The sequence below is a fragment of the Lactiplantibacillus sp. B652 genome (assembly GCF_023806745.1).
Classification (GTDB): domain Bacteria; phylum Bacillota; class Bacilli; order Lactobacillales; family Lactobacillaceae; genus Lactiplantibacillus; species Lactiplantibacillus pentosus.
The window spans coordinates 124,108-145,384 of the sequence record NZ_JAMSKY010000008.1; the positions used below are offsets into that span (position 1 = coordinate 124,108).

Consider the following 21,277-nt stretch of genomic DNA (forward strand, 5'->3'; position numbering starts at 1 on the left):
TTAATTATTTTTGTGCTGCTTGAAATGCTGACCAATCAGCTGCAAAGCTTGCTAAGCCTTTATCCGTTAATGGGTGCGACCAAAGCTTACCGAAAACGGCTGCTGGAATCGTCGCAATATCAGCACCAGCCAGCGCAGCTTCTTGAACGTGTTGTGGGCCCCGAACGCTTGCTGCAATAATTTCAGTTTTAAATCCGTACGTATCTAAAACTTGCCGTAAGTCCTTAACTAACTGGATCCCACTACCACCGATATCATCCAAGCGGCCTAAGAATGGCGAAATGTAAGTTGCACCGGCCTTAGCGGCTAATAAACCTTGTGATACCGAGAAAACCAACGTTACATTGGTTTTGACACCTTCCTCACTTAGCACTTTTACGGCTTTGAGGCCTTCTTCCGTCATCGGAATTTTAACAACAATGTTGGATGCCCATTTGACTTCATTACGAGCTTGTTCAATCATTTCTTCAGCCTTTGTCGCCGTGACTTCAGCTGATACGGGTCCTGAAACAATCCCCGTAATTTCTTTAATGACTGTTTCAAAATCACGTCCTTCGCGTGATACGAGTGTTGGGTTGGTGGTCACACCATCAACAAGCCCTAACTTTGCATACCGTTTAATATCTTCGGTGTTAGCAGTGTCCAAGAAAAACTTCATAATTGAATCTATCCCCTTTATTATTAATTTTTATAAATTATTGAAGGTAATCGTTTTGACTGCTGTTTACTTTGTTTGATCACTTGTACGCTTAGCACGTTGCGTGAAGAAGATGCTGCATAGAATGACGATAATAGTGAATAAGATGATACCAGTAATAACTGCGACGCTGCCGTAGCTTCCCAACTTACCAAGCAAGATCCCTGGAATAAGATAATCTGTATCCGCAAATGTTGACGCAGCCAACTTCAAGCTTCCGAGTACTGGTAAAATGAATAATGGCAACCAACTGATCAACAAGCTATTAACCGTTGCACCAATAATCGCGCCACGTCGTCCACCAGTAGAATTACCATAAATTGCAGCAGCCGCACCACAGAAGAAATGGCCAACTACACCTGGAATAATAACTGTTGTCCCCATAGCAATCATGACAAACATACTCAATGTCCCAACGATAAAGCTTACAAAGAATCCTAATAGAACGGCGTTTGGCGCGTACGGAAAGATAATTGGTACATCCAGTGCTGGCTTAGAATTAGGAACTAACTTAGTTGCAATCCCCTGGAATGCAGGAACAATTTCAGCTAAAATCATCCGTACACCTTGCAGTACAACAACAAACCCAGCAGCAAATGTTCCGGCTTGAACCAGTGCATAGACAATGTAATTAGTTCCATTACTTAGCTTTGCTTCAATATAAGCAGGTCCAGTCACAATTGCTAAAATGATATAGACAATTCCCATCAGAATCGTAATTGATACTGTCGAGTCACGTAGAAAGCCTAAACTCTTCGGAATAACCAAATCTTCAGTAGATTTCTTAGCATTTCCAAACCACTTGCCCATCAATCCAGAAAGTGCGTACCCAATGTTACCGGTATGCCCCATCGCAACGTCATCTCCACCGGTGATCTTCCGCATAAATGGTTGCGTTAATGCAGGCGTAACGGTTAACAAGGTACCTTCAAATAATCCACCTAATAGGATTGTTTGCCACCCAGTACCAATGTTAGCGCTTACTAAAACGACAGCGGTTAAACAAGAAACATATAGCATCGCTTGCCCCGTCAAGAAAATGTATTTAAAACGAGTAAACCGTGCTAAAAGAATATTGACAATCATCCCAACCAACATGATGAGTGCAGTAGTTGACCCATATTTGACTAAAGCAATGGCGACCACCGCCTCATTACTTGGAACAACCCCTTGAACATGTAACGCAAATTTAAACATCGATGCAAATGGCGACAATGCATTTTCAAGAATACCTGCACCACCGGTTAAAACAAGAAATCCTGCAAAAGTCTTAATTGTCCCTTGTACGACTTCAGTACTTTTCTTCTTTTGCAGCAGCAGTCCTAACATCGCAATGAGCGCTACTAAAATGGACGGTTGCGTCACAATACCAACAAATAAGTTCAGTACAGTTTTCATGTGGTCCTCCTCCTTTCAAACGCTAGTCATGGGCAATGTTTTCTTGATCCAAGATCTTATTGACATGATCACGAACCTCTTGTTTATCAATTAAACTCTTCAGTAACACCACTTTGTTTTCTGGGATACTACCCAAGGCACTTTGTAGTGTTGATTCCACAAAGAAGTAATCGGCAGAATCAGCGCCCACACTACCCACATCCGAATGATCTACTTGAATATCTTCTTGAACATTTTCATCTTTCAAAATACTTTGAATGTTCATTTGGACCATAAAGCTACTTCCCAGACCACTTTGACAAACGGCTAAAAATTTCATAATAGAACCCTCCTATTTTTGTAATTCCTGTTCGTGCGCAATAATCTTCAAAATTTCAGATTCGTTAGTTGCATTCAGCATATCAGCGACTGCTGTTTCGTCTGTCAGCAGTTCCATTAGTTCTTTAATAACTGCTAAATGACTGTTATTGTCGACAGCCGCTAATACAAACCATAAATTGACTGGGTGATCGTTGTTAACTAAATTAATGCTATGATTCGTCTTCAAAATAGATAAGCCAATTTTGTGCACATTTCCAGCTGGTCTGGAATGAGCTAGTGCAATTTTGGGACCAATGTTAATGTAGGGGCCCTCAGATTTCACAACGTTCAGCATTTCGCTAACGTATTCTTTCTCAATTGTTTTATTACTAAGCAATGGTTCTGCTGCTAATTTGATTGCTTGCTGCCAATCCATATCGGTGCCTTCTACGACCTGGACTGTTTGTACATTCAATAAATCCAAAAGCATCGTTTTGTCCTCCCTTCTATTTGGTTCATATCTATCTAACAATGATCAGTATAGACTTGAACAAATTCGCCACAAGTGCAACAATGATTTTAGCAATAGTGCAACTTTGGTACTTTGGTATCTTGGTACTTTAGTGTCTTGGTATTTTAGTGTTTTAATATTTCAGTTCGAGGGAGCGACTCAATTGGTTCTCAATTTTAGTAAACGAAAACACGGCAACGAGTTATTAGCTGTCTTATTAACAGCAAATGGCTACCTTACCGCTGATTTTTTACAACAACATCTACATATTTCGCGTCGCAGTCTGTTTTATCTCATCAACAAAGTTAATGATGAACTCGATCAACACTCAGAGTTTCCGATAACTAATGTTAAAAAGTTAGGCTACTATCTTCCAAAGGATACTGTTAGATTTCTCCAACAGACGGCCCGAACCGATGCGTCAAACCAGATTGCAACGACGACGGCTACACAACGTCAACTACTCGTGGCTTTCAGTATTCTAAATTCCAATGGCCGCTCATTAGCCGATTTAACCTGTCAATTCAACGTTTCCCGAAATACAATCATCCGTGACACCAAGCTTCTGCGCACCCAGCTAGTTGCCTATCAGTTAAAAGTGGCTAATACAGAATCCGGGAAAATCATTACCGGCTCTCCAGTAGCGATACGTAAATGGGTCTACGATCATGCTAATCAGTTAAAACCACTTATCAGTCGAATCGACGATTCCTTTGTTAAATCAACCGTCATTAGCAAACAAATTAAGCTCTTCGAACGGATTACCGGAAAGTATTTGACCGACGATGCCTCTACAATGATCCAGCTATTTCTACGTTGGTATTTAAATAACATTCAAAATGTGACTAACCAATTAACGACTTCAGCAGTAGCACCAAAGGACCTGACTTTGGATCATATTTGGGCTAAGAGCTTTTTAAATGATTTCCATATCAGCAATAGTAGTGAAGCAGACTATCTGGTCAAATTGATTAATTCGAGTCAATTTTCACACGTCAATTGGAACGATGAGTTAATTCAAAAACTAAAACCCTTTGCCGTCCGAATGATTTCTAATTTCAATCATCTTTCTGGGGCACATGTTTCCATCAAATCTATTAGTGATAGCTTAACAGTTCACCTGCTCTCGACCTATTATCGTGCTCATTACAATATGCCATTCGAATATCCTGATTTGAAAGATATTCAACAGCACTATCACCATACTTTCGAAATTACTCGTAAAGTAGTCGTTCCTTTTGAAAAATATATCCATCAGCCACTCTCCGACGATGAGATTGCGTTAATTGCGATTTATTTTGGTGGGGCCATTCGAGAACAAAAAACAAGTCCCTCAACACAAAATGAAGTACTTGTTGTTTGCTCTAGTGGTATTGGTACAAGTCGCCTGTTACTCCAGCAATTAGAAAGTCGCTATCGTGGTATTCACTTTTCGAGTCCGATGAACGTACTTCAATACGAGAATTCTGACTTGGATAATGTTCAACTAGTCATCAGTACGATAAAGCTGCAAGCTCGTCGTGATATTCCCATAACCACGGTATCTGCCTTTCCTTCTAGTCTGGAATGGAAGATCATCGACAACGCTATCATCAAAGCCGGGTTGGCAACCTCTGACACACTAAAAATTTTCAATGTAGATACACTGTTAGATATTGTTAGCAACTACGCCATGATCCGTAATCCAATGGGTCTTAAGCTAGCTCTAAATGATTACCTCAACCAGTTAACTCAAGAGCCGTTGTTAGCTAATTCCCAAGAGAACCTATCAGAACTGATTAAACTGCTACCATCGGAGCACGTCGGTTTTCTAACTCATCAAAAATCTTGGAAACAGGCAGTGCGAGCCTCATTATCACCGCTACTCGAAGATTATAGTATTGAGAAAAACTATGTTGACCAAATCATTAATTTGACTGAAACCAATGGTCCTTACATGGTCATCGGATCTGGGGTTATGCTAGCGCACGCAGCCCCAAGAGATGGGGTGAATAGTCTGGGCGCAACTTTCTTCTTACTCGATCATCCGCTACCCGTTATTAATGATCAAAAAATGGTCCGGTTGATTATCGGACTAGCACCAATCGATTACGAAAAACATCTGTCATTCATTAGCGATTTGATGAAACAATTGCAGCAAAAGGACTGGCTGACTAATTTATATAAATTGAATAGTAAAAACGACTTGTTCAAATACTTGTATAAGAACATCTAAAAAAGTCCACGACAAAAAAGAGAAATCGCAACGATTTCTCTTTTTTGGAATCAACTAAATTATTTTTTGGTATTAATCTGCTAAATCTGGGTCATCTGGATTAGAAGCAATCATGACTTTAAGCTCTTTACCGGCCATCATCGCGTCAAACGCATCACGCCAATGTTCCAGATCAAAGACCTTTGTGATCATTGCGTCTTGATTGATAGCACCCTTGCTTTCAAGATGTAAAGCAATTGACCAGTCATATGGGTTTTGTGAACGAGAACCACGGTAGGTAATTTCGTGCTGAATAATTGAACGTTCATCTAATTCATTCATTGGTTTTGCAAATAGACCAACTTGTTGGAAAGTCCCGCCCTTACGGATTAATGGTAAAGCGGCGTTAACAGCTGGCGTTGCCCCAGAACAGTCATAGACCTTGGTAACACCAATACCATCCGTTGCGTCCATTACAACTTTAGATAGATCTTCCTTCTGAGTATCTACAACAATATCTGCACCTAATTCCTTGGCGATTTGTAGCCGATCAGCATCCTTAGTAATCCCAGATACAATTACAAATGCACCAATTTCCTTGGCAATCTGCAATGAAAGTAAGCCCATTGGTCCTGGTCCGATAATCAACAAAGTATCATGTAAAGTGAATGGAGTCTTTTGATACATGGCATGCACACATGAAGCTAACGGTTCTGACATTGCGGCCATTTTATAGGACACGTTGTCTGGTAATACGTGGGCGCTTTCTTCACGTGTTAACACGTAATTGGCCATCGATCCGTTTGCCTTAGTTCCAATTCCGACACGATTAGGGCACAGATTGTATTCCTTGTTTTGACAATAGACACACGTTTCATCCGTTGCAAAGGTTGTTTCACTAGTTACTCGGTCACCTGGCTTCAATGTTGTAACATCAGGTCCGACCTTAACAACTTCTCCTGAAAACTCATGGCCCAAAACTAATGGCGTTACGGCGTTTGCATATTGGCCCTTGAAAGTATGAATATCTGTCCCACAAATTCCAGTATAAGCAACTTTCAGTAATACTTTATCACCCGTTACTTCAGGAATTGGGATTTGCTTTAATTCCATATTGTCATAACCAGATTCCGTTTTAACAACGGCTTCCATAGTCTTTGTCCCGTTTGCTTCATCAGTTTTACTTGTTTTTACAGTATCCATAATCTATTTTCCTTTCTACGGATAATCTCTATTAATTAAATAGCGGCTGTACTAATTGTGATAGTTTCAAAATCAACCAGTTCAAGATGTTACCACCAGTATCTAGGTTGGTCACTTCCGATGCGCCCTTAGGGAAGGCTACAATCCCGTGCATCATCGAAGTTAACGTTGGACCGAAGTCCGTTGCCATCAATAATGCAAATACCATGACGATAGTTGCAGAGAGTACTGAATGCACAATGTTTCCTTTACGACTAGGAACAATTAAAGCCGCAAAGAATGGAATTGTCGCTAAATCACCGAATGGTAATACGCGGTTACCGGGTAAAATGATCGCTAAGAATAACGTAATCGGTACCATTAATAACCCAGTTGCTAAAGTCGCTGGTGATCCAGTCGAAAGTGCGGCATCCATCCCTAAGTAAATCTTACGGTTCCCATACTTCTCCTGAAGTAATTTTTGAGCACCTTCTTGAATTGGGATTAACCCTTCCATTAGGATCTTAACCATCCGTGGCATTAAGAACATAACACCACCCATTGACATTCCAAGCTTCAAAATATTTGGTACGCTATAACCACCCAAAGCAGCAAGTAACATCCCAATTACAATCCCCATAACCATGGGTTCACCGAAGACCCCGAAACGCTTCTGAATCGTTTGTGGATCAACGTCCCATTTTCTGATTCCAGGAATTTTGCTGACAACCCAGCCAATCGGAATACCAAGTAATCCATAGGCTGCGGCAGACCCAGTTGGGAAGCTAATCCCTTCCAGACCGTAGAATTCAGCAACTTTTGGCGCGGTTTTATCGGCAATGACCAAGACGGCGATTTCATAAATAATCCCGCAGATAATTGCAAACCACCAGTTTTTCGTCACAACGTATGCCGTAGCAGCTGCTGCAATCATGTGCCAGTAGTTCCAAATATCGATATCTAGTGTCTTAGTGAGATTTAATAGGATCAAACCAACGTTAACAACTAAAATAATTGGAATCATAATCGCTGAGATTGGCTGTGCCCATGTCCCAGCGGAAACAGCCGGCCATCCAGCATCAATGATTGTCAGATGAAACCCAAAGCGCTTAACCATCGCTTGTGCGGCAGGGCCAACACTAGTCGTCAATAAATTGATAACTAAATTAATTCCAATCATCCCGATACCAACCGTGATCCCAGAAGTTAATGCCTTACCCGGTTTAACTCGAAAGATTAACCCAACAATAAAGATGATAATGGGAAGCATAACGCTGGGGCCGACATTAATGATGCTTTGAACAACATCAGATAATACTTTCATAACGCATCCTCCTGCTTAAAACCCTAGCTCTTAATTATTGTGCTTGAATTTCGCGAGCTTTAGTTAAGATTTCATCCTGCAGCTTATCAACGCCAAGGCCAGTTAAGAATCCCATTGCTTTAATTGCTGGAATCTTATATTCAGTTGGCAATACAGTCGTTGAAATCAGCATATCTGCATCATCCTGCTTGGAAGCAGCTTCAGCAATTTTGATTTGGATCAAGTTAGCATCAATATCATTCTCTGCAAATAAATCTTCAACCTTCTTCATAACCACCGTTGATGTTGCAATTCCGGCACCGCAAGCTACTAATACATTTAATTTTTTCATGATAATCTCTCCTGATATAATATATTTTTGTCTTAACTTAATAGCTGATGGATTTGATCAGCATCATTCGCATTTTCCAATGAATTTACTAACTCATTATCTTGAATGATTCCCATCAACGCTTGAAGCATATCTAATTGGGCATGTGGCTTATTCAATCCAAGTACAAAGACTAGCTTTGCACCTACAGTCTGATCTGGATCATCCATCCGGCTAAACTCAATTGGCTCATCATTAATGACCACAGCAACAAATTCTTTATTAATCGTATCTGCATCAGTGTGGGGAATTGCGACTCCCCGATGTTCTAATTGCAAACCAGTTGGAAAAGTTGCTTCCCGCTTAATAATTTTTGGCAAAAACTGATCAGTAACAAAGCCATTTTCCTGAGCTGCTTTATTAATAGCAGTAAATAGATCACTCGACGTTTTAAAAGAAGTATGCAAGAAAATCAGCTGATCTCTTAAATAATCACTTACTTCGACAAGATTTTCACTCAAAATAAGTCGCTCCCTTCGTGTTTATGTTTAATGTAATCGCTTTCAACAATTCAAATTGTATCATTTTGCAAATCTTTTGCAATACTTTTCTTTAAAAAACTTTTTAATCGTTCTTTGCAACGATAACTTGGCAAGGCAATATACGTCATAAAAACCAAGTTATTGCATTCACAAAGTCATATATAATAATTCGTTAAGCGCTTTCATATGTGACGATTGATTAAGAATTTTATTCACTTTAGATAAACATCTTGCAAATAAATGCAAAATATATGATATCATTACAAATAGAAAATACTTTATTTTTTGGGGAGGTTAAGCCCGATGGAAATTATGCAGCGTCAAAAATACATCCTAGATCAATTGAGGCAGCAGGGGACGATCAAAATCACGGATATTAGTAAAGAAATTGATGTCTCACGTGAAACGATTCGTAAGGATATCTATACACTTGATAAGCAAGGACTAGTCCAAGCAATCCGTGGTGGTGCAACGACACCGCAAAGCGTTAACGAAACCAAGTATGGAAAGCGACAGCATGAAGCTGTCGCTGAAAAGAAAGAAATCGCTACTAATGCACTTCGGCTTATCCACGACGGCGAATCTATCTTTCTTGATTACGGCACCACCGCATTTCAAGTTGCCGAAAAAATCAAGCACAGTCAACTAACTAATTTAACCGTAATTACCAACTCGACTTTTGTTTTAAATTCATTGCAATTCGTTAAAGACATTCAGTTCGTTCTACTAGGTGGCACAATGCGAACAAGTGAAGGCTCTCTATCAGGGCCAATCACGTTAGACAACATCGACAATCTCTATGCTGATATTGGCTTCTTTGGCTGTGGCGGCGTCAACCTCCAAGCTGGTATTACCAATCATTACATCGAGGAAGTTGAAGTTTCCAAAAAAATGATGGCTCATTGCCGAATGAAGGTCATTTTGGCCGATCACACTAAATTTGAAAAGAACGCACTATATAAGACCACTGATATCGATAACGTTGATGCAATCATCACTGACGATCAACTAGATAGCCGCTTAGCAAAACAGATCCGCTTGGCCGATATTTCATTAATCAGCGGCAAATAATCAATCAAAAAAGATGCTTAGACAAGCCCGTTGTTGGGCGGTGAGTCTGAGCATCTTTTAATACGCACCACATAAATTTGCCAAATTCCACTTGACTTTATGTTTGAAACCGCTATCATAATAACCGTAATGATAAATAAAACAAATATTTGCAAAGGAGTTGCAAAATAATGAGTGAAGCAATTAAATCCAAATCCGTTGATTACTCTTCAGATGAATACTTAAAGCGTGTTGATGAATACTGGCGCGCAGCGAACTACATCTCAGTTGGTCAACTCTATCTGTTGAACAATCCACTACTTCAGGAACCCTTAAAGGCAACTGATGTTAAAGTCCACCCAATCGGCCACTGGGGCACGATTGCGGGTCAAAACTTTATCTACGCCCATCTGAACCGGGCAATCAATAAGTACGGACTCAACATGTTCTACATCGAAGGTCCTGGTCACGGTGGTCAAGTCATGGTCTCAAACTCTTACTTAGATGGGACTTACACTGAAACCTATCCTAAGATCACACAAGATAAAGCTGGGATGAAGCGCTTATTCAAACAGTTCTCATTCCCAGGTGGGGTTGCTTCCCATGCCGATCCTAAGACACCGGGCTCAATCCACGAAGGTGGCGAACTTGGTTACTCAATCCTGCATGGTGCTGGTGCGGTACTTGATAACCCTGGTTTAATTGCAGCAACGGTTGTTGGTGACGGCGAATCCGAAACTGGCCCATTGGCAACTTCTTGGCAAGTTAACAAGTTCCTCAACCCGATTACTGACGGGACCGTCTTACCAATCTTGAACTTAAACGGCTTTAAGATTTCTAACCCAACGGTACTTTCACGTGAATCACATGAAGAACTAGAAGACTACTTCAAAGGCCTCGGCTGGGATCCACACTTTGTTGAAGGAACGGATCCTGCTAAGATGCATCACCTCATGGCTGAAGAATTGGATAAAGTCATTGAAGAAATCCACGCAATTCGTCAGAATGCCAAGGATAACAATGATGAATCTCGTCCTAAGTGGCCAATGATCGTCTTCCGGGCACCTAAAGGCTGGACTGGCCCTAAGAGCTGGGACGGCGAACCAATTGAAGGTTCATTCCGGGCCCACCAAATTCCAATTCCTGTCGATCGTAACCATATGGAACACGCCGACAAGCTGGTTGACTGGCTCAAGTCATACAAACCAGAAGAATTATTTGATGAAAACGGCACGTTAAAACCAGAAATTGCGGCAATCATTCCGGAAGGCCAAGCACGAATGGCAGCCAACCCCGTTACCAACGGTGGTAAGTTAACTAAAGATTTAATTACACCAAATATTGATGATTATGCTTTGGATAACAAGGATCATGGCAAGGAAGATGGCTCAGATATGACTGAGCTTGGTAAGTACATCCGTGATCTGATTAAATTAAATAAGGATAACAAGAACTTCCGTGGTTGGGGCCCTGATGAAACCTTGTCTAACAAATTAGGCGCTGCTTTTGAAGATACTAAGCGGCAATGGATGGAACCAATCCATGAGCCTAACGATGCTTTGTTAGCCCCTCAAGGCCGGATCATTGATTCCATGTTGTCAGAACACATGGACGAAGGGATGTTGGAAGCTTACAACTTAACTGGTCGTTACGGTTTCTTTGCAAGTTATGAATCATTCTTACGCGTTGTGGATTCAATGTTGACGCAACATTTCAAGTGGTTACGGAATTCTCACGAAGAAACTCCATGGCGGGCTGATGTGCCTTCATTGAACGTGATTGCCTCATCAACGGCCTTCCAGCAAGATCATAATGGATACTCCCATCAAGATCCAGGTATCATTTCACATTTGGCCGAAAAGAAGACCGAATATGTACGCGCTTATCTTCCAGGCGATGCCAATACGTTGATTGCAACCTTTGACAAGGCAATTCAAAGTAAGCAATTAATCAACTTGATTATTGCCAGCAAGCACCCTCGTCCACAATGGTTCACGATGGACGAAGCTAAACACTTAGTTCGCGATGGTCTGGGTGTCGTTGACTGGGCAAGCACTGATAACGGCGAAGAACCAGACGTGGTCTTTGCAACTGCTGGTTCCGAACCAACAACCGAAAGCTTAGCTGCGGTTTCAATCCTGCATGCACGCTTCCCTGAAATGAAGATTCGCTTCATTAACGTTGTTGATCTTCTGAAGCTGAAGAAGGATGATCCGCGGGGCTTATCAGATGCCGAATTTGACGCCTTCTTCACTAAGGATAAGCCAGTCATCTTCGCATACCATGCCTATGATGACTTAGTAAAGACACTCTTCTTCGATCGTCATAACCACAACTTACATGTTCATGGTTATCGTGAAGAAGGGGACATTACCACCCCATTCGACATGCGTGTTCGTAATGAACTTGACCGTTTCCACTTAGTCAAAGCTGCATTATTAGCAACACCTGCTTATGCCGAAAAAGGTGCGCACGTCATTCAAGAAATGAACGACATCTTGGACAAGCATCATGATTATATTCGCGCTGAAGGTACTGATATTCCTGAAGTTGAAAACTGGAAATGGACGCCATTGAAATAACGAATAATCAAAAATAAGACGTAAAGGACCTCCCAAGTCGTGTGACTTGGGAGGTCCTTTAAAATTTAGCACGTTATTTCTACCTAGTACCTATTTCCGGGGATATCGTGACATAATGTCAATTTGTTCACGATTCAATGCATGATCAGCACACAGTATAATTGCCGCACTATCCTTAGTATGACGATAATACTGACTGTTTTTTATCGCAAATAACAGCTCATACCGATTGGCTAATCGCACATATCGCCCTAAAATATCCATATCGAGTTGCCCATGAAGCAACATTTGGTACTTGATATTCTTTTTGATCAGCTGTTCAAGAACATCCGTCCAATCATATCTTAACGCTTCACTGAACGTAATTTTAAGTTCAATTCGTTCATAAAATGTGCCTAAGCATTGGTGCTGCTCATCTGGTTTTAACAATGGTAAACCAAACACCGCATTCTGAACACGAGCGTCAATATCAGTTTGTCTACTAGCCATCTCCGCACCTCAAATATATGATTAAAAATTAATCACTGCTTAATTTCACAAATTCACAGCACGATTACTCCGCCGGCAACTCCCGAATCACCCGCGCCGGATTGCCACCAATCACCACATTATCGCCAAATGATTTCGTAACGACGCTGCCAGCAGCGACGATCACATTATTGCCCAAGGTGACACCTGGACAAATGATGGCGCCACCGCCAACCCATAAGTCATCGCCCAGTGTGACCAGCTTGCCGATTCCCATCGCACCATTGCGGCGTAACTTCGGGTCATCCGGATGATTAACGGAATAGATTTGGACTTTGGGTCCCAACAAGCAATGTTTGCCGATATGGATTGGTGCCACATCTAAAATCGCGCAGTCATAATTCGCGAAGAAGTCTTCGCCAACGTATAGGTTGTAGCCGTAATCACAGCGGAAGGTCGCGTGAACTTCGACTTTCTCGCCGGTTGCGCCAAATAACTGTTTGATTATCGTTCGGCTTTGTTGCGGATCCGTCTCGCCTAACTGATTAAACGCTTCGACTTGTTGGCGTGCAGCTGCTCGTTCGCTGACCAGCTCTGGATCATACACATTGAATAATTCGCCGGCCAACATTTTGGCCTTTTCACTCTTGATCATATCGATCACTCCACTCTTAATAAAAAATGGTTGTGATTGCCAGTAGCAACCACAACCATTTTGTGACGTTGACATTACTTCAAAAATGCTTTGGTCATGCCAACCATTGTTGCGTAATCTTCCATTTGTTCTTCAGTTAATGAGAAGGAAAGCATGGTATGGTGACCACCACCAGCTTGCATCCATTCGAGGGCACCCTTCTTCAAGCCCATCTTAGGTGTCCAAAGCTGCTTAGCAACTGGTAACTTCGGTGTTTCAGCTTCTGGCTTGTTCGCGTCAACTGCGTAGCTGATCATCTTGAAACCATCACGGAAGTCAGCGACGGTCACATCGATGGCGTCCCCTTCAGAACCAGTGAAGACTAACCGAGCTGGGTCGGCCTTACCACCAATGTCCAATGGATGAACTTCAACCCGTGGCTTGTCACTTGCAATCGATGGGTCGACTTCCAACATATGTGACCCTAAGATGGCTTCGTGACCATGGCGTAGGTCTAACGTGTAGTCTTCCATGAAGGCCGTTTGCTTGTTGTGTGACATAATCTTCATGACGCGGCCCAAAGCAGCGGTCTTCCAGTCACCTTCAGCACCAAAGCCATAGCCATCACGAATCAACAATTGTGAAGCTAAACCTGGTAATTGTTCCATGCCCCACAAGTCTTCAAAGTTCGTGGTAAAGGCAGTGTAGCCGCCGCGTTCCAAGAACCGCTTAATGCCAAGATATTGGGCTAATTGAACCCGAACAGAATGCTTGTAGGTATCCGCATCATTGTCGCCTTGAACCATTTCATAACGAGATTCTAGGTCTGCGTATTCCTTGTCAATATCGGCATCCGATACCTTGTTGATTTCTTCAACTAAGTCACCAATACCGTAGTAATCAACGGTCCAGCCCATCTTGATCTGAGCTTCGACCTTGTCGCCTTCAGTAACGGCCACGTTGCGCATCGTATCGCCAAACCGAGCGACTTTGACTTTGAAGCTTTCATTGTAAGAGACCGCGACGTCTTCCCAACGTGCAATTTGTTCTTGAACGTCTTCATCGCCCCAGTAGCCGTAAACGATCTTGTTGTGCTTTTGAAGCCGGGCGTTAATGTAGGCATATTCACGATCACCGTGCGCACTTTGGTTTAAGTTCATGTAGTCAAAATCAATATCAGCATAAGGAATGTTGTTCAAGTATTGTGTTGCTAAGTGCAGTAATGGCTTTTGTAACAGTTCCGTTCCGCGAATCCAATTTTTAGCTGGTGAGAACGTATGCATCCAGGTGATGACACCAGCAACTTTATCGTTATAGTTAACTTCCTTCATGAAGTTCGTAATGCTTTCAGCGGTCGTCATTACATCTTTGAAGACCACTTTGTATGGTAATTTACCACTGGCATTCAGCTTGTCAGCGATATCTTGCGCATCCTTAGCAACGGACTTCAATTGTTCTTCACCATACAGGTGTTGTGAGCCGGTAACAAACCAAAATTCATAATCAGGTACAGATAACATAATTAAGCACTCCTCATCTATTTGTGTGTTTTTAAAATTTAATTAATCACTTATTATTTACGAACGGCATGATCCTTAGAATGGGCATTATTTTGACCGTAATAAGCGTTGGCACCATGCTTACGTAAATAATGCTTATCTAATAAATACTGTGGTAACTCACTGCTTGCCCGCGTTAATTGGGCGGTATGATAATCTTCTTCCGCGACAACTTCCAACACTTTGGCGTTATAAACGGCTTTGGCAGGCGTCGGGCCCCAAGCAAACGGACCGTGTTGGCTGACTAACGAAGCAGGTACTGCCTCATAATCGAGTCCCCGTTCCTTGAACGTTTTCACGATCGTCTTACCAGTATTGCCTTCATAATCAGCTTCGATTTCTTCCTTCGTCAGGGCATCCGCAGCTGGCACGTCACCATAAAATGTATCCGCGTGAGTCGTATTCATTGCTGGCACATCCATTTGTGCGGCAGCATAAGCAACGGCCCATGGTGAATGGGTATGAACGATGCCGCCGATATTTGGAAAAGCGTTATACAACACTGTATGGGTCGGCGTATCGCTGGAAGGATTCATATCCCCTTCCACGACTTCCCCTTTTAAGTTAACGACAACTAAATCACTTGGTTTCAATTCGTCATAATCGACGCCAGATGGCTTGATGACGAACAAGCCTTTTTCCCGGTCGATGCCCGAGACGTTGCCCCAAGTAAAGGTCACTAACCCTAACTTTGGGAGCTGCATGTTGGCTTCGTAGACTTCTTGTTTTAGTGCTTCTAGCATTCAATTAATCCTCTTCTCTAATCGTTGATGGCTTGGCCAGCGGTTGCTTCGACCGGCAAGCCGGCTTGATAGCGCTGGATAAATTCGCGGTACCCAGCGACCCGTTCTGGTTCTGGACTTAAGGTCATACTTTCAGGTTTCTTGAAGACTTCTTGATCTAAGAAGTCTTCGAGGCTGGTCTCACCCGACCGGCGAGCAAAATTGGCCAAAACTGCCATACCCCATGGTCCACCTTCACCAGCGGTACTCATGACGGTGATTGGAATGTTCAGCGCATTGGCTAAGACCTGTTGCCCAATCACTGGTGTCCGGAATAGGCCACCTTGAGCAATCATGACATCCGTCTGAACATGTTCTTCATTCACTAGAATGTCCATTCCCAGTTGTAGTGGGGCAAACGCAGCGTATAATTGCGTCAACATGAAGTTCGGCAAGCTAAACTTACTGTTGGGGGTCCGTACAAATAGGGGCCGTCCCGCTTGAATCTTAGTGATATTCTCACCAGATTGATAACTATAGTTCGCTAAACCGCCAGCATCCGCATCAGCGCGGGTCGATTCCAAGAACAACGTTTCATACAGCCGATCCGGTTTTAGATCCAGACCTAACCGAGCCGCAAATTCACGAAAAATCGAAGCCCAGGCATTAATATCAGATGAGCAGTTATTGACGTGCACCATGGCAACCGGCGAACCATCAGGTGTCATCACGATATCAATATCGCGATAGACTTTGGACAACGGTTTGTCCAGAACATTCATTGAAAACGCCGAAGTCCCGACTGAAATATTACCCGTACGTTTGCGAACACTGTTGGTTCCGACCATCCCGGTACCGGCATCCCCTTCTGGCGGCGCAATCACGCTACCAGCCTCGAGCGTGCCACTCACATCAAGCAAGTTGGCACCGGCATCCGTTAAAGTTCCAGCTACCTGACCCGCTGGTAAGACTTGCGGTAAAATTTCGTGAATATCCCACGGGTAAGCCTTTACATTATCGAGCTGGCTAAACTTAGTGAGCATCGCTTGATTGTACGTCCCGGTCGTTTCATCAATTGGGAATACACCGGATGCATCACCAATGCCCAGCACCTTTTCGCCAGACAATTTCCAGGTCACATACCCAGCTAACGTGGTAATGAAATCCACTTGTTTGACGTGTTCTTCATCGTTTAAAATCGCTTGATATAAATGCGCGATACTCCACCGTTGTGGGATGTTGAAATCAAACAATTGGGTTAATTCATCCGCGGCTTGACCCGTAATGTTATTACGCCAAGTCCGGAATGGGACTAATAAATTTTCTTGTTTATCAAACGCTAGGTACCCGTGCATCATGGCACTAATACCAATCGCGTTGATATGCTTCAAACTCGTATGGTACTTACTACGAACGTCCGCCGCTAATTGGGTGTAACTCTGTTGAATTCCGGCCCAGACGTCTTCTAACGCATAGGTCCAAATATCATCAACAAATTGGTTCTCCCAAACATAACTACCTGACGCAATCGTATTGAAATCATCCGTAATCAGAACGGCTTTGATTCGTGTTGAGCCAAGTTCAATTCCTAAAGAAACTTGGCCAGCTTCGATTGCTTGGGCTGTTTCAACTAAATTCATCTAACTTGCCTCCTAATTAATGACTCGTCTGTTGGACTGGTGCTTGTTTGTGATGATTCGTGCCGGCTGCTTCGATCTCTTCAAGTGAATGACCACGTGTTTCGGGAACACAGAAGCGAACGAATAACACCCCTAAGACACAGATGACACCGAAGACGGCAAAGACTGCTTCTTGTGACATTGAGGCTGTCATGATTGGGAATAATAACCCGACTGCCCATGAACCAATCCAGTTGAATGAAGAAGCTAAGCCTGATGCACGTCCCCGTACTGCGAGTGGGAAGACTTCCCCGACCAGTACCCAAGTCAGTGGTGCCCAAGTGAATGAGTAGAAAGCAACATAAATTGATAAGAAGACAACGATCATCATCGGACTAGCATTCGGTACCAGGCTATTGATAACGGCTGGTAAGAGGAATGACAAGGCCATGACTGATCCACCTAACATCAACAATGTCCGCCGATTGAATTTTTCAGCGATCCAGATGTAGAGCAGTGAGCCAAGAACCAAGAGAACTCCTTGAACGATGGGCCACATCAACGCTGAACTGGCGGCACTCCCTGTCGCTTTTTCGACGATCAGTGGAATGTAATAGAAGATCGCGTTCGCACCTTGGAATTGCTGGAAGGCAGCCACACCGACACCCGCAATCACAAGATAACGATATTTACCGTTAAATAAAGTTGACCAAGAGGTCTTTTCTAAGTTGCTGGCTTCAGTCTGAGCAGTTGCTTGAATCGCTTTGACTTCAGCATCGACTTCATCTGGTTTACGAACAAAGGATAAGACTTGCCGTGCTTCATCCAAACGATCCGCTTTGATCAAGAACCGTGGTGATTCTGGCAGCTTCACAACACCGAGAAACAGAATAATTGCTGGAACCGCTGCCAATCCAAGCATCAAACGCCAGGATAAATATTCTGGTAAATCCTTTAAGACGTAATCGACAATGTAAGAAATCAGCATCCCAGAAACAATCATCGTTTGGTTGATCCCGGACAGGCTCCCACGTAATCGTGCTGGCGCCATTTCTGACATATATGCAGGAACCAGGGCAGATGCCGCACCCACTGCAAGTCCTAAGAAAATCCGCATACCAATCAAATAGTAGGTCCCGTTATTTGGTGAAAACCCACAAAGAATCGAACCGATTGCGAAGATCAATGACGACATCAGAATCATGCGCCGCCGTCCCAATCTATCAGCAAGCTGGCCCGCAATCGCAGCCCCAAAAATCGCACCGAACATCACTGCTGAGGTTACCCAGCCAACCAGAGTCGCGTTGGTCAATCCCCAGTCAGTCTTCAAAAATGGTAAGGCCCCGGTCATCACACCAATGTCATAACCAAAGAGAATGCCACCAAACGAACCAAAGAAGAAAATAAATTTACTTGAGACTTTTTTCTGCTTATCCAAAGTTGTTCCTCCTCGTATATGGATTTGTTGAATAATTGCAAATGATTTAGAAAGCCCTTTCAATTACGGGTTAAATATAATCAGCGTCGGTCGCTGATTAATGACTAATATTTAAAAATGCTTTCATTTTCGAACAACTACAGTCTAATATATTTATCCGTATAAATCAACAACAAATTAATTTATTCGTATGAATAACAAGCCTAACCCTATTGTTAACAGTATTTTTCGCTCATTATTTTTTTAACATGACGAAAAAATCGCCTTAATCATAAGTTGATTAAGACGATTAGCTGATCGTTTATCCAATTAGTTTAAATCGGCGACCGAGTCACGAACAATTAATTGCGGATCATATTTGATCGACTCGACCGGTTGCTTGTTCAATAGGCGTAGCATCTGCTTACCCGTATCTTCTCCCATTGTCGTCTTCTCGTGGTTCATGGTTGTAATGCCAGGACTCATATATTGAGACATGTGATAGTCATCAAATCCCACGATTGAAATATCTGCTGGCAACTTTAGCCCGCGACCTTTGAGATAGTCCATCACGCGAATCGCTAATTGGTCATTGTAACAAGCGATTGCAGTCGGCCTGGACGGGTTTTGCAAATAAGCATCCAAGCGTTGGGCGAGCTTATCAAAATTGTCACCGGACTGATACATTAAGATATTGCTTTTATATGAAATCTCGGGCTGCTCCTGATAGGCCTTAACAAAGCCATTCATCCGGTGCACGCCTTGAATATCATCCACCTGAAAGATGCCCAGGATACTCTCATGCCCCATCTCAAACAGGTATTCGATCATACGCTGTTCAGCATCCTGGTCGTTGGTCGTGATTGCCTGAAAATCCAAATTAGGGTAGCTGGCGTTAATAAAGAGTACCGGAATCCCATCATCCTTGATTTCCTGATACAGATCCATATTCGGATTATCCAGCGCACTCTGGGTCGGCTCGATAATCAAGCCAGCAACGTTGCTATTCAGCATATTAATCAGGTTTTTGCGTTCCCGTTGATGATTATTATGGGTATTCCCCAGCAATAGCGAATAGCCGCCATCTGAAATCACTTGGTCAATCCCATAAATAATTTGTGGGAAAATGTAATCAGCCACGTGGGTCGCAATCACACCAATGATCTTGCTGTTGTTGTCTGTGGACCAGTCTTTCCGCCAGTCTTGAACAAACATCCCACCACCTTGGATTCGGTAAATATAGTGTTCCGTCTCAAGATCACCGACAGCCCGCCGAATCGTGTATCGCGATACTGAAAAACGCGCCATCAACTCTGACTCTGTTGGCAGCTTTTCATCGATGGCATATTCGCCTGCTAGAATTGCCTCACGCAAGGAATCCTTAACTTTTTGATATTTATTTTCCATGTTTCTTCTTCACCCGTATTACTATCGATCTCCTGCTAATAGTAATTGCTTTCTTACCACATTGTCACGCACTGCGGCTAAAAATACGCTTAATGGCACTTCTAAACCATCAGTTTTGACTGTTATATCTCACACCCTATTATAACAAAAGCCAGTAATGATATGCTTAGTTTCATCAGCATTCATTCAAGTCGAGCGGTGAATTCATGGAATAAGTAAAGCGCTTTTTGAATTTATCAGTATAAATTATAAACAGTTAATTTCATCCTGATAATCAGACGCTATAATCTGAAATCAACAATCATCCATATTCCCAGCCATCATCTTCACCACTGACTACTTCTTAACTGACAGCTAGCCCCTAAGACTAACTTTCGATTTCATCCCAAGATTGTACGTGCTCTAATTCAAAAACTTTCTCATGGAGATGGCCATTTCACCCCCAATATTGAGCATCATTGATCATTCCTATTCCACTCAAACTATGCTATTGTAGCGTTAGCATAAGAGAAATATGATAGGAGTTCAATCATGAGTATCGTAAACACAGTTGAAGAAGCTTACTCCTCGCTTTCACGGCAAGAACGCAAGGTGGCCTTAAAAGTCATTCAGGAACCGAAACAAGTTCAAAAAATGACCATCTCGAGCCTCGCTAAGGACGCTGATGTGAGTAATGCGACGATCACCCGCTTTGTGAAGAAAATGGGGTGTGAGAGTTTCTATGCCTTTAAAATCTTGCTAGCAGAAAGTCCTAGCAATCCAGTCGCGACGGTCAGCACTCAGGACACTGTTGCAGATCAAGTCTATAGTTATTATCAAAAAATTCTCAGTGGGACCCGTGAGCGGCTTGATTCTGACAACCTTCACGCTGCCGTCGATTTAATCTCCAAGGCGCGACGGGTTTATCTGTATGGCTTAGGCAGCTCAGGCTATACGGCTCAAGAGATGACCCAACGTCTGATTCGGATGGGCATCGCCGCCTTTTCGATGACGGACACCCATATCATGTACATTAGTGGTGGTATCATGCAACCCGGCGATGTGATCTTAGCCATCTCACTTACTGGCGCCACGATCGAAGTGAATAGCTCAGTCGCATTAGCGAAGAAGAAACACGCGCAGGTCATCGCCATTACTTCCGATGAGCAAAGCCGGTTGGCCGAACTCAGTGACCTCACTTTGCTAGTCAAAAACAGCAAATTTGTGAACAACTCGCGCTTTGTTAACTCCCAATTTGCCATTACCTATGAACTGGATATCATTGCCGCAATGCTGCTGGAGAACGCCCAGTACCGCGACCAAATGAACCATACGATTGATTTGATTACGGATAATAAATTCGGTAAACACTAAAAATGAGC

The 21,277-nt window shown here is 42.8% G+C and carries 19 protein-coding genes; 4 read left to right on the forward strand and 15 right to left on the reverse strand.

Going from position 1 to position 21,277, the window contains the following annotated elements; genetic code table 11:
* Positions 1–4: 4 nt before the first annotated feature.
* The 4 genes from fsa to MZO40_RS10905 form a co-directional block, all read right to left on the reverse strand.
* A complete protein-coding gene (gene fsa, locus MZO40_RS10890) occupies positions 5–658 on the reverse strand; it encodes a fructose-6-phosphate aldolase (RefSeq protein WP_050338170.1) in 654 nt (217 codons plus the stop codon).
* Between the two features lie 66 nt (positions 659–724).
* Complete coding sequence (locus MZO40_RS10895) at positions 725–2,095, reverse strand: PTS ascorbate transporter subunit IIC (RefSeq protein WP_050338169.1); 1,371 nt, start codon at positions 2,093–2,095, stop codon at positions 725–727.
* A gap of 22 nt (positions 2,096–2,117) precedes the next feature.
* Complete coding sequence (locus tag MZO40_RS10900) at positions 2,118–2,414, reverse strand: PTS sugar transporter subunit IIB (RefSeq protein ID WP_065674916.1); 297 nt, start codon at positions 2,412–2,414, stop codon at positions 2,118–2,120.
* 12 nt (positions 2,415–2,426) lie between these two features.
* On the reverse strand, positions 2,427–2,885 hold the full coding sequence (locus MZO40_RS10905; protein WP_105961036.1) for a PTS sugar transporter subunit IIA: 459 nt from the start codon (positions 2,883–2,885) through the stop codon (positions 2,427–2,429).
* A gap of 106 nt (positions 2,886–2,991) precedes the next feature.
* Here MZO40_RS10905 and MZO40_RS10910 point away from each other — a divergent pair, with 106 nt between their 5' ends.
* Positions 2,992–5,121 (forward strand): BglG family transcription antiterminator, encoded by a 2,130-nt coding sequence (locus tag MZO40_RS10910; protein WP_228733498.1) that lies wholly within the window; start codon positions 2,992–2,994, stop codon positions 5,119–5,121.
* Between the two features lie 72 nt (positions 5,122–5,193).
* Here MZO40_RS10910 and MZO40_RS10915 read toward each other — a convergent pair whose 3' ends face one another.
* Genes MZO40_RS10915 through MZO40_RS10930 form a run of 4 tightly spaced genes read right to left on the reverse strand, consistent with a single transcriptional unit; the run spans position 5,194 to position 8,437 of the window.
* Positions 5,194–6,303, reverse strand: a complete 1,110-nt coding sequence (locus MZO40_RS10915; RefSeq protein ID WP_375710941.1) for a zinc-binding dehydrogenase — start codon at positions 6,301–6,303, stop codon at positions 5,194–5,196.
* A gap of 31 nt (positions 6,304–6,334) precedes the next feature.
* Entirely contained in the window at positions 6,335–7,606 is a 1,272-nt protein-coding gene (locus MZO40_RS10920; RefSeq protein WP_050338164.1) for a PTS galactitol transporter subunit IIC, read from the reverse strand.
* Positions 7,607–7,640: 34 nt separating this feature from the next.
* Positions 7,641–7,937 (reverse strand): PTS sugar transporter subunit IIB, encoded by a 297-nt coding sequence (locus MZO40_RS10925; protein WP_050338163.1) that lies wholly within the window; start codon positions 7,935–7,937, stop codon positions 7,641–7,643.
* A 32-nt stretch (positions 7,938–7,969) separates the two neighbouring features.
* Positions 7,970–8,437 (reverse strand): PTS sugar transporter subunit IIA, encoded by a 468-nt coding sequence (locus tag MZO40_RS10930; RefSeq protein ID WP_050338162.1) that lies wholly within the window; start codon positions 8,435–8,437, stop codon positions 7,970–7,972.
* Between the two features lie 324 nt (positions 8,438–8,761).
* On the opposite strand from MZO40_RS10930, the gene MZO40_RS10935 reads away from it, so the two are divergent.
* Together MZO40_RS10935 and MZO40_RS10940 are read left to right on the forward strand one after the other, a co-directional pair.
* Entirely contained in the window at positions 8,762–9,529 is a 768-nt protein-coding gene (locus MZO40_RS10935; RefSeq protein ID WP_056952980.1) for a DeoR/GlpR family DNA-binding transcription regulator, read from the forward strand.
* A 170-nt stretch (positions 9,530–9,699) separates the two neighbouring features.
* Positions 9,700–12,090: a phosphoketolase gene (locus MZO40_RS10940; RefSeq protein WP_105922940.1), complete on the forward strand. Its 2,391-nt coding sequence runs from the start codon at positions 9,700–9,702 to the stop codon at positions 12,088–12,090.
* Positions 12,091–12,180: 90 nt separating this feature from the next.
* Here the strand turns inward: MZO40_RS10940 and MZO40_RS10945 are convergent, their stop codons facing one another.
* From MZO40_RS10945 to MZO40_RS10975, 7 genes are all read right to left on the reverse strand, one after another.
* The gene (locus MZO40_RS10945) at positions 12,181–12,579 is read right to left on the reverse strand and encodes a YueI family protein (protein ID WP_050338159.1); all 399 of its coding nucleotides are present in this window, start codon (positions 12,577–12,579) and stop codon (positions 12,181–12,183) included.
* A gap of 64 nt (positions 12,580–12,643) precedes the next feature.
* A complete protein-coding gene (locus tag MZO40_RS10950; RefSeq protein ID WP_105961038.1) occupies positions 12,644–13,213 on the reverse strand; it encodes a sugar O-acetyltransferase in 570 nt (189 codons plus the stop codon).
* Between the two features lie 74 nt (positions 13,214–13,287).
* Complete coding sequence (araA, locus tag MZO40_RS10955) at positions 13,288–14,712, reverse strand: L-arabinose isomerase (protein ID WP_105961039.1); 1,425 nt, start codon at positions 14,710–14,712, stop codon at positions 13,288–13,290.
* A gap of 53 nt (positions 14,713–14,765) precedes the next feature.
* The gene (locus tag MZO40_RS10960) at positions 14,766–15,494 is read right to left on the reverse strand and encodes an L-ribulose-5-phosphate 4-epimerase (protein ID WP_050338156.1); all 729 of its coding nucleotides are present in this window, start codon (positions 15,492–15,494) and stop codon (positions 14,766–14,768) included.
* Positions 15,495–15,511: 17 nt separating this feature from the next.
* A complete protein-coding gene (locus MZO40_RS10965; RefSeq protein WP_105961040.1) occupies positions 15,512–17,113 on the reverse strand; it encodes a xylulokinase in 1,602 nt (533 codons plus the stop codon).
* Between the two features lie 16 nt (positions 17,114–17,129).
* Positions 17,130–18,530 (reverse strand): sugar porter family MFS transporter, encoded by a 1,401-nt coding sequence (locus tag MZO40_RS10970; RefSeq protein WP_050338154.1) that lies wholly within the window; start codon positions 18,528–18,530, stop codon positions 17,130–17,132.
* A gap of 309 nt (positions 18,531–18,839) precedes the next feature.
* Entirely contained in the window at positions 18,840–19,916 is a 1,077-nt protein-coding gene (locus MZO40_RS10975; protein ID WP_216681032.1) for a GntR family transcriptional regulator, read from the reverse strand.
* A gap of 531 nt (positions 19,917–20,447) precedes the next feature.
* On the opposite strand from MZO40_RS10975, the gene MZO40_RS10980 reads away from it, so the two are divergent.
* A complete protein-coding gene (locus MZO40_RS10980) occupies positions 20,448–21,269 on the forward strand; it encodes a MurR/RpiR family transcriptional regulator (protein WP_088770357.1) in 822 nt (273 codons plus the stop codon).
* Positions 21,270–21,277: the final 8 nt, after the last annotated feature.

What these genes read in the sequence shown, in the direction of transcription:
- MZO40_RS10960 (WP_050338156.1), bottom strand. Translation starts at nt 15,494, where the DNA reads ATGCTAGAAGCACTAAAACAAGAAGTCTACGAAGCCAACATGCAGCTC.
- MZO40_RS10945 (WP_050338159.1), bottom strand. Translation starts at nt 12,579, where the DNA reads ATGGCTAGTAGACAAACTGATATTGACGCTCGTGTTCAGAATGCGGTG.
- MZO40_RS10895 (WP_050338169.1), bottom strand. Translation starts at nt 2,095, where the DNA reads ATGAAAACTGTACTGAACTTATTTGTTGGTATTGTGACGCAACCGTCC.
- MZO40_RS10935 (WP_056952980.1), top strand. Translation starts at nt 8,762, where the DNA reads ATGGAAATTATGCAGCGTCAAAAATACATCCTAGATCAATTGAGGCAG.
- MZO40_RS10940 (WP_105922940.1), top strand. Translation starts at nt 9,700, where the DNA reads ATGAGTGAAGCAATTAAATCCAAATCCGTTGATTACTCTTCAGATGAA.
- MZO40_RS10920 (WP_050338164.1), bottom strand. Translation starts at nt 7,606, where the DNA reads ATGAAAGTATTATCTGATGTTGTTCAAAGCATCATTAATGTCGGCCCC.
- MZO40_RS10975 (WP_216681032.1), bottom strand. Translation starts at nt 19,916, where the DNA reads ATGGAAAATAAATATCAAAAAGTTAAGGATTCCTTGCGTGAGGCAATT.
- MZO40_RS10965 (WP_105961040.1), bottom strand. Translation starts at nt 17,113, where the DNA reads ATGAATTTAGTTGAAACAGCCCAAGCAATCGAAGCTGGCCAAGTTTCT.
- fsa (WP_050338170.1), bottom strand. Translation starts at nt 658, where the DNA reads ATGAAGTTTTTCTTGGACACTGCTAACACCGAAGATATTAAACGGTAT.
- MZO40_RS10980 (WP_088770357.1), top strand. Translation starts at nt 20,448, where the DNA reads ATGAGTATCGTAAACACAGTTGAAGAAGCTTACTCCTCGCTTTCACGG.
- MZO40_RS10925 (WP_050338163.1), bottom strand. Translation starts at nt 7,937, where the DNA reads ATGAAAAAATTAAATGTATTAGTAGCTTGCGGTGCCGGAATTGCAACA.
- MZO40_RS10900 (WP_065674916.1), bottom strand. Translation starts at nt 2,414, where the DNA reads ATGAAATTTTTAGCCGTTTGTCAAAGTGGTCTGGGAAGTAGCTTTATG.
- MZO40_RS10915 (WP_375710941.1), bottom strand. Translation starts at nt 6,303, where the DNA reads ATGGATACTGTAAAAACAAGTAAAACTGATGAAGCAAACGGGACAAAG.
- araA (WP_105961039.1), bottom strand. Translation starts at nt 14,712, where the DNA reads ATGTTATCTGTACCTGATTATGAATTTTGGTTTGTTACCGGCTCACAA.
- MZO40_RS10905 (WP_105961036.1), bottom strand. Translation starts at nt 2,885, where the DNA reads ATGCTTTTGGATTTATTGAATGTACAAACAGTCCAGGTCGTAGAAGGC.
- MZO40_RS10950 (WP_105961038.1), bottom strand. Translation starts at nt 13,213, where the DNA reads ATGATCAAGAGTGAAAAGGCCAAAATGTTGGCCGGCGAATTATTCAAT.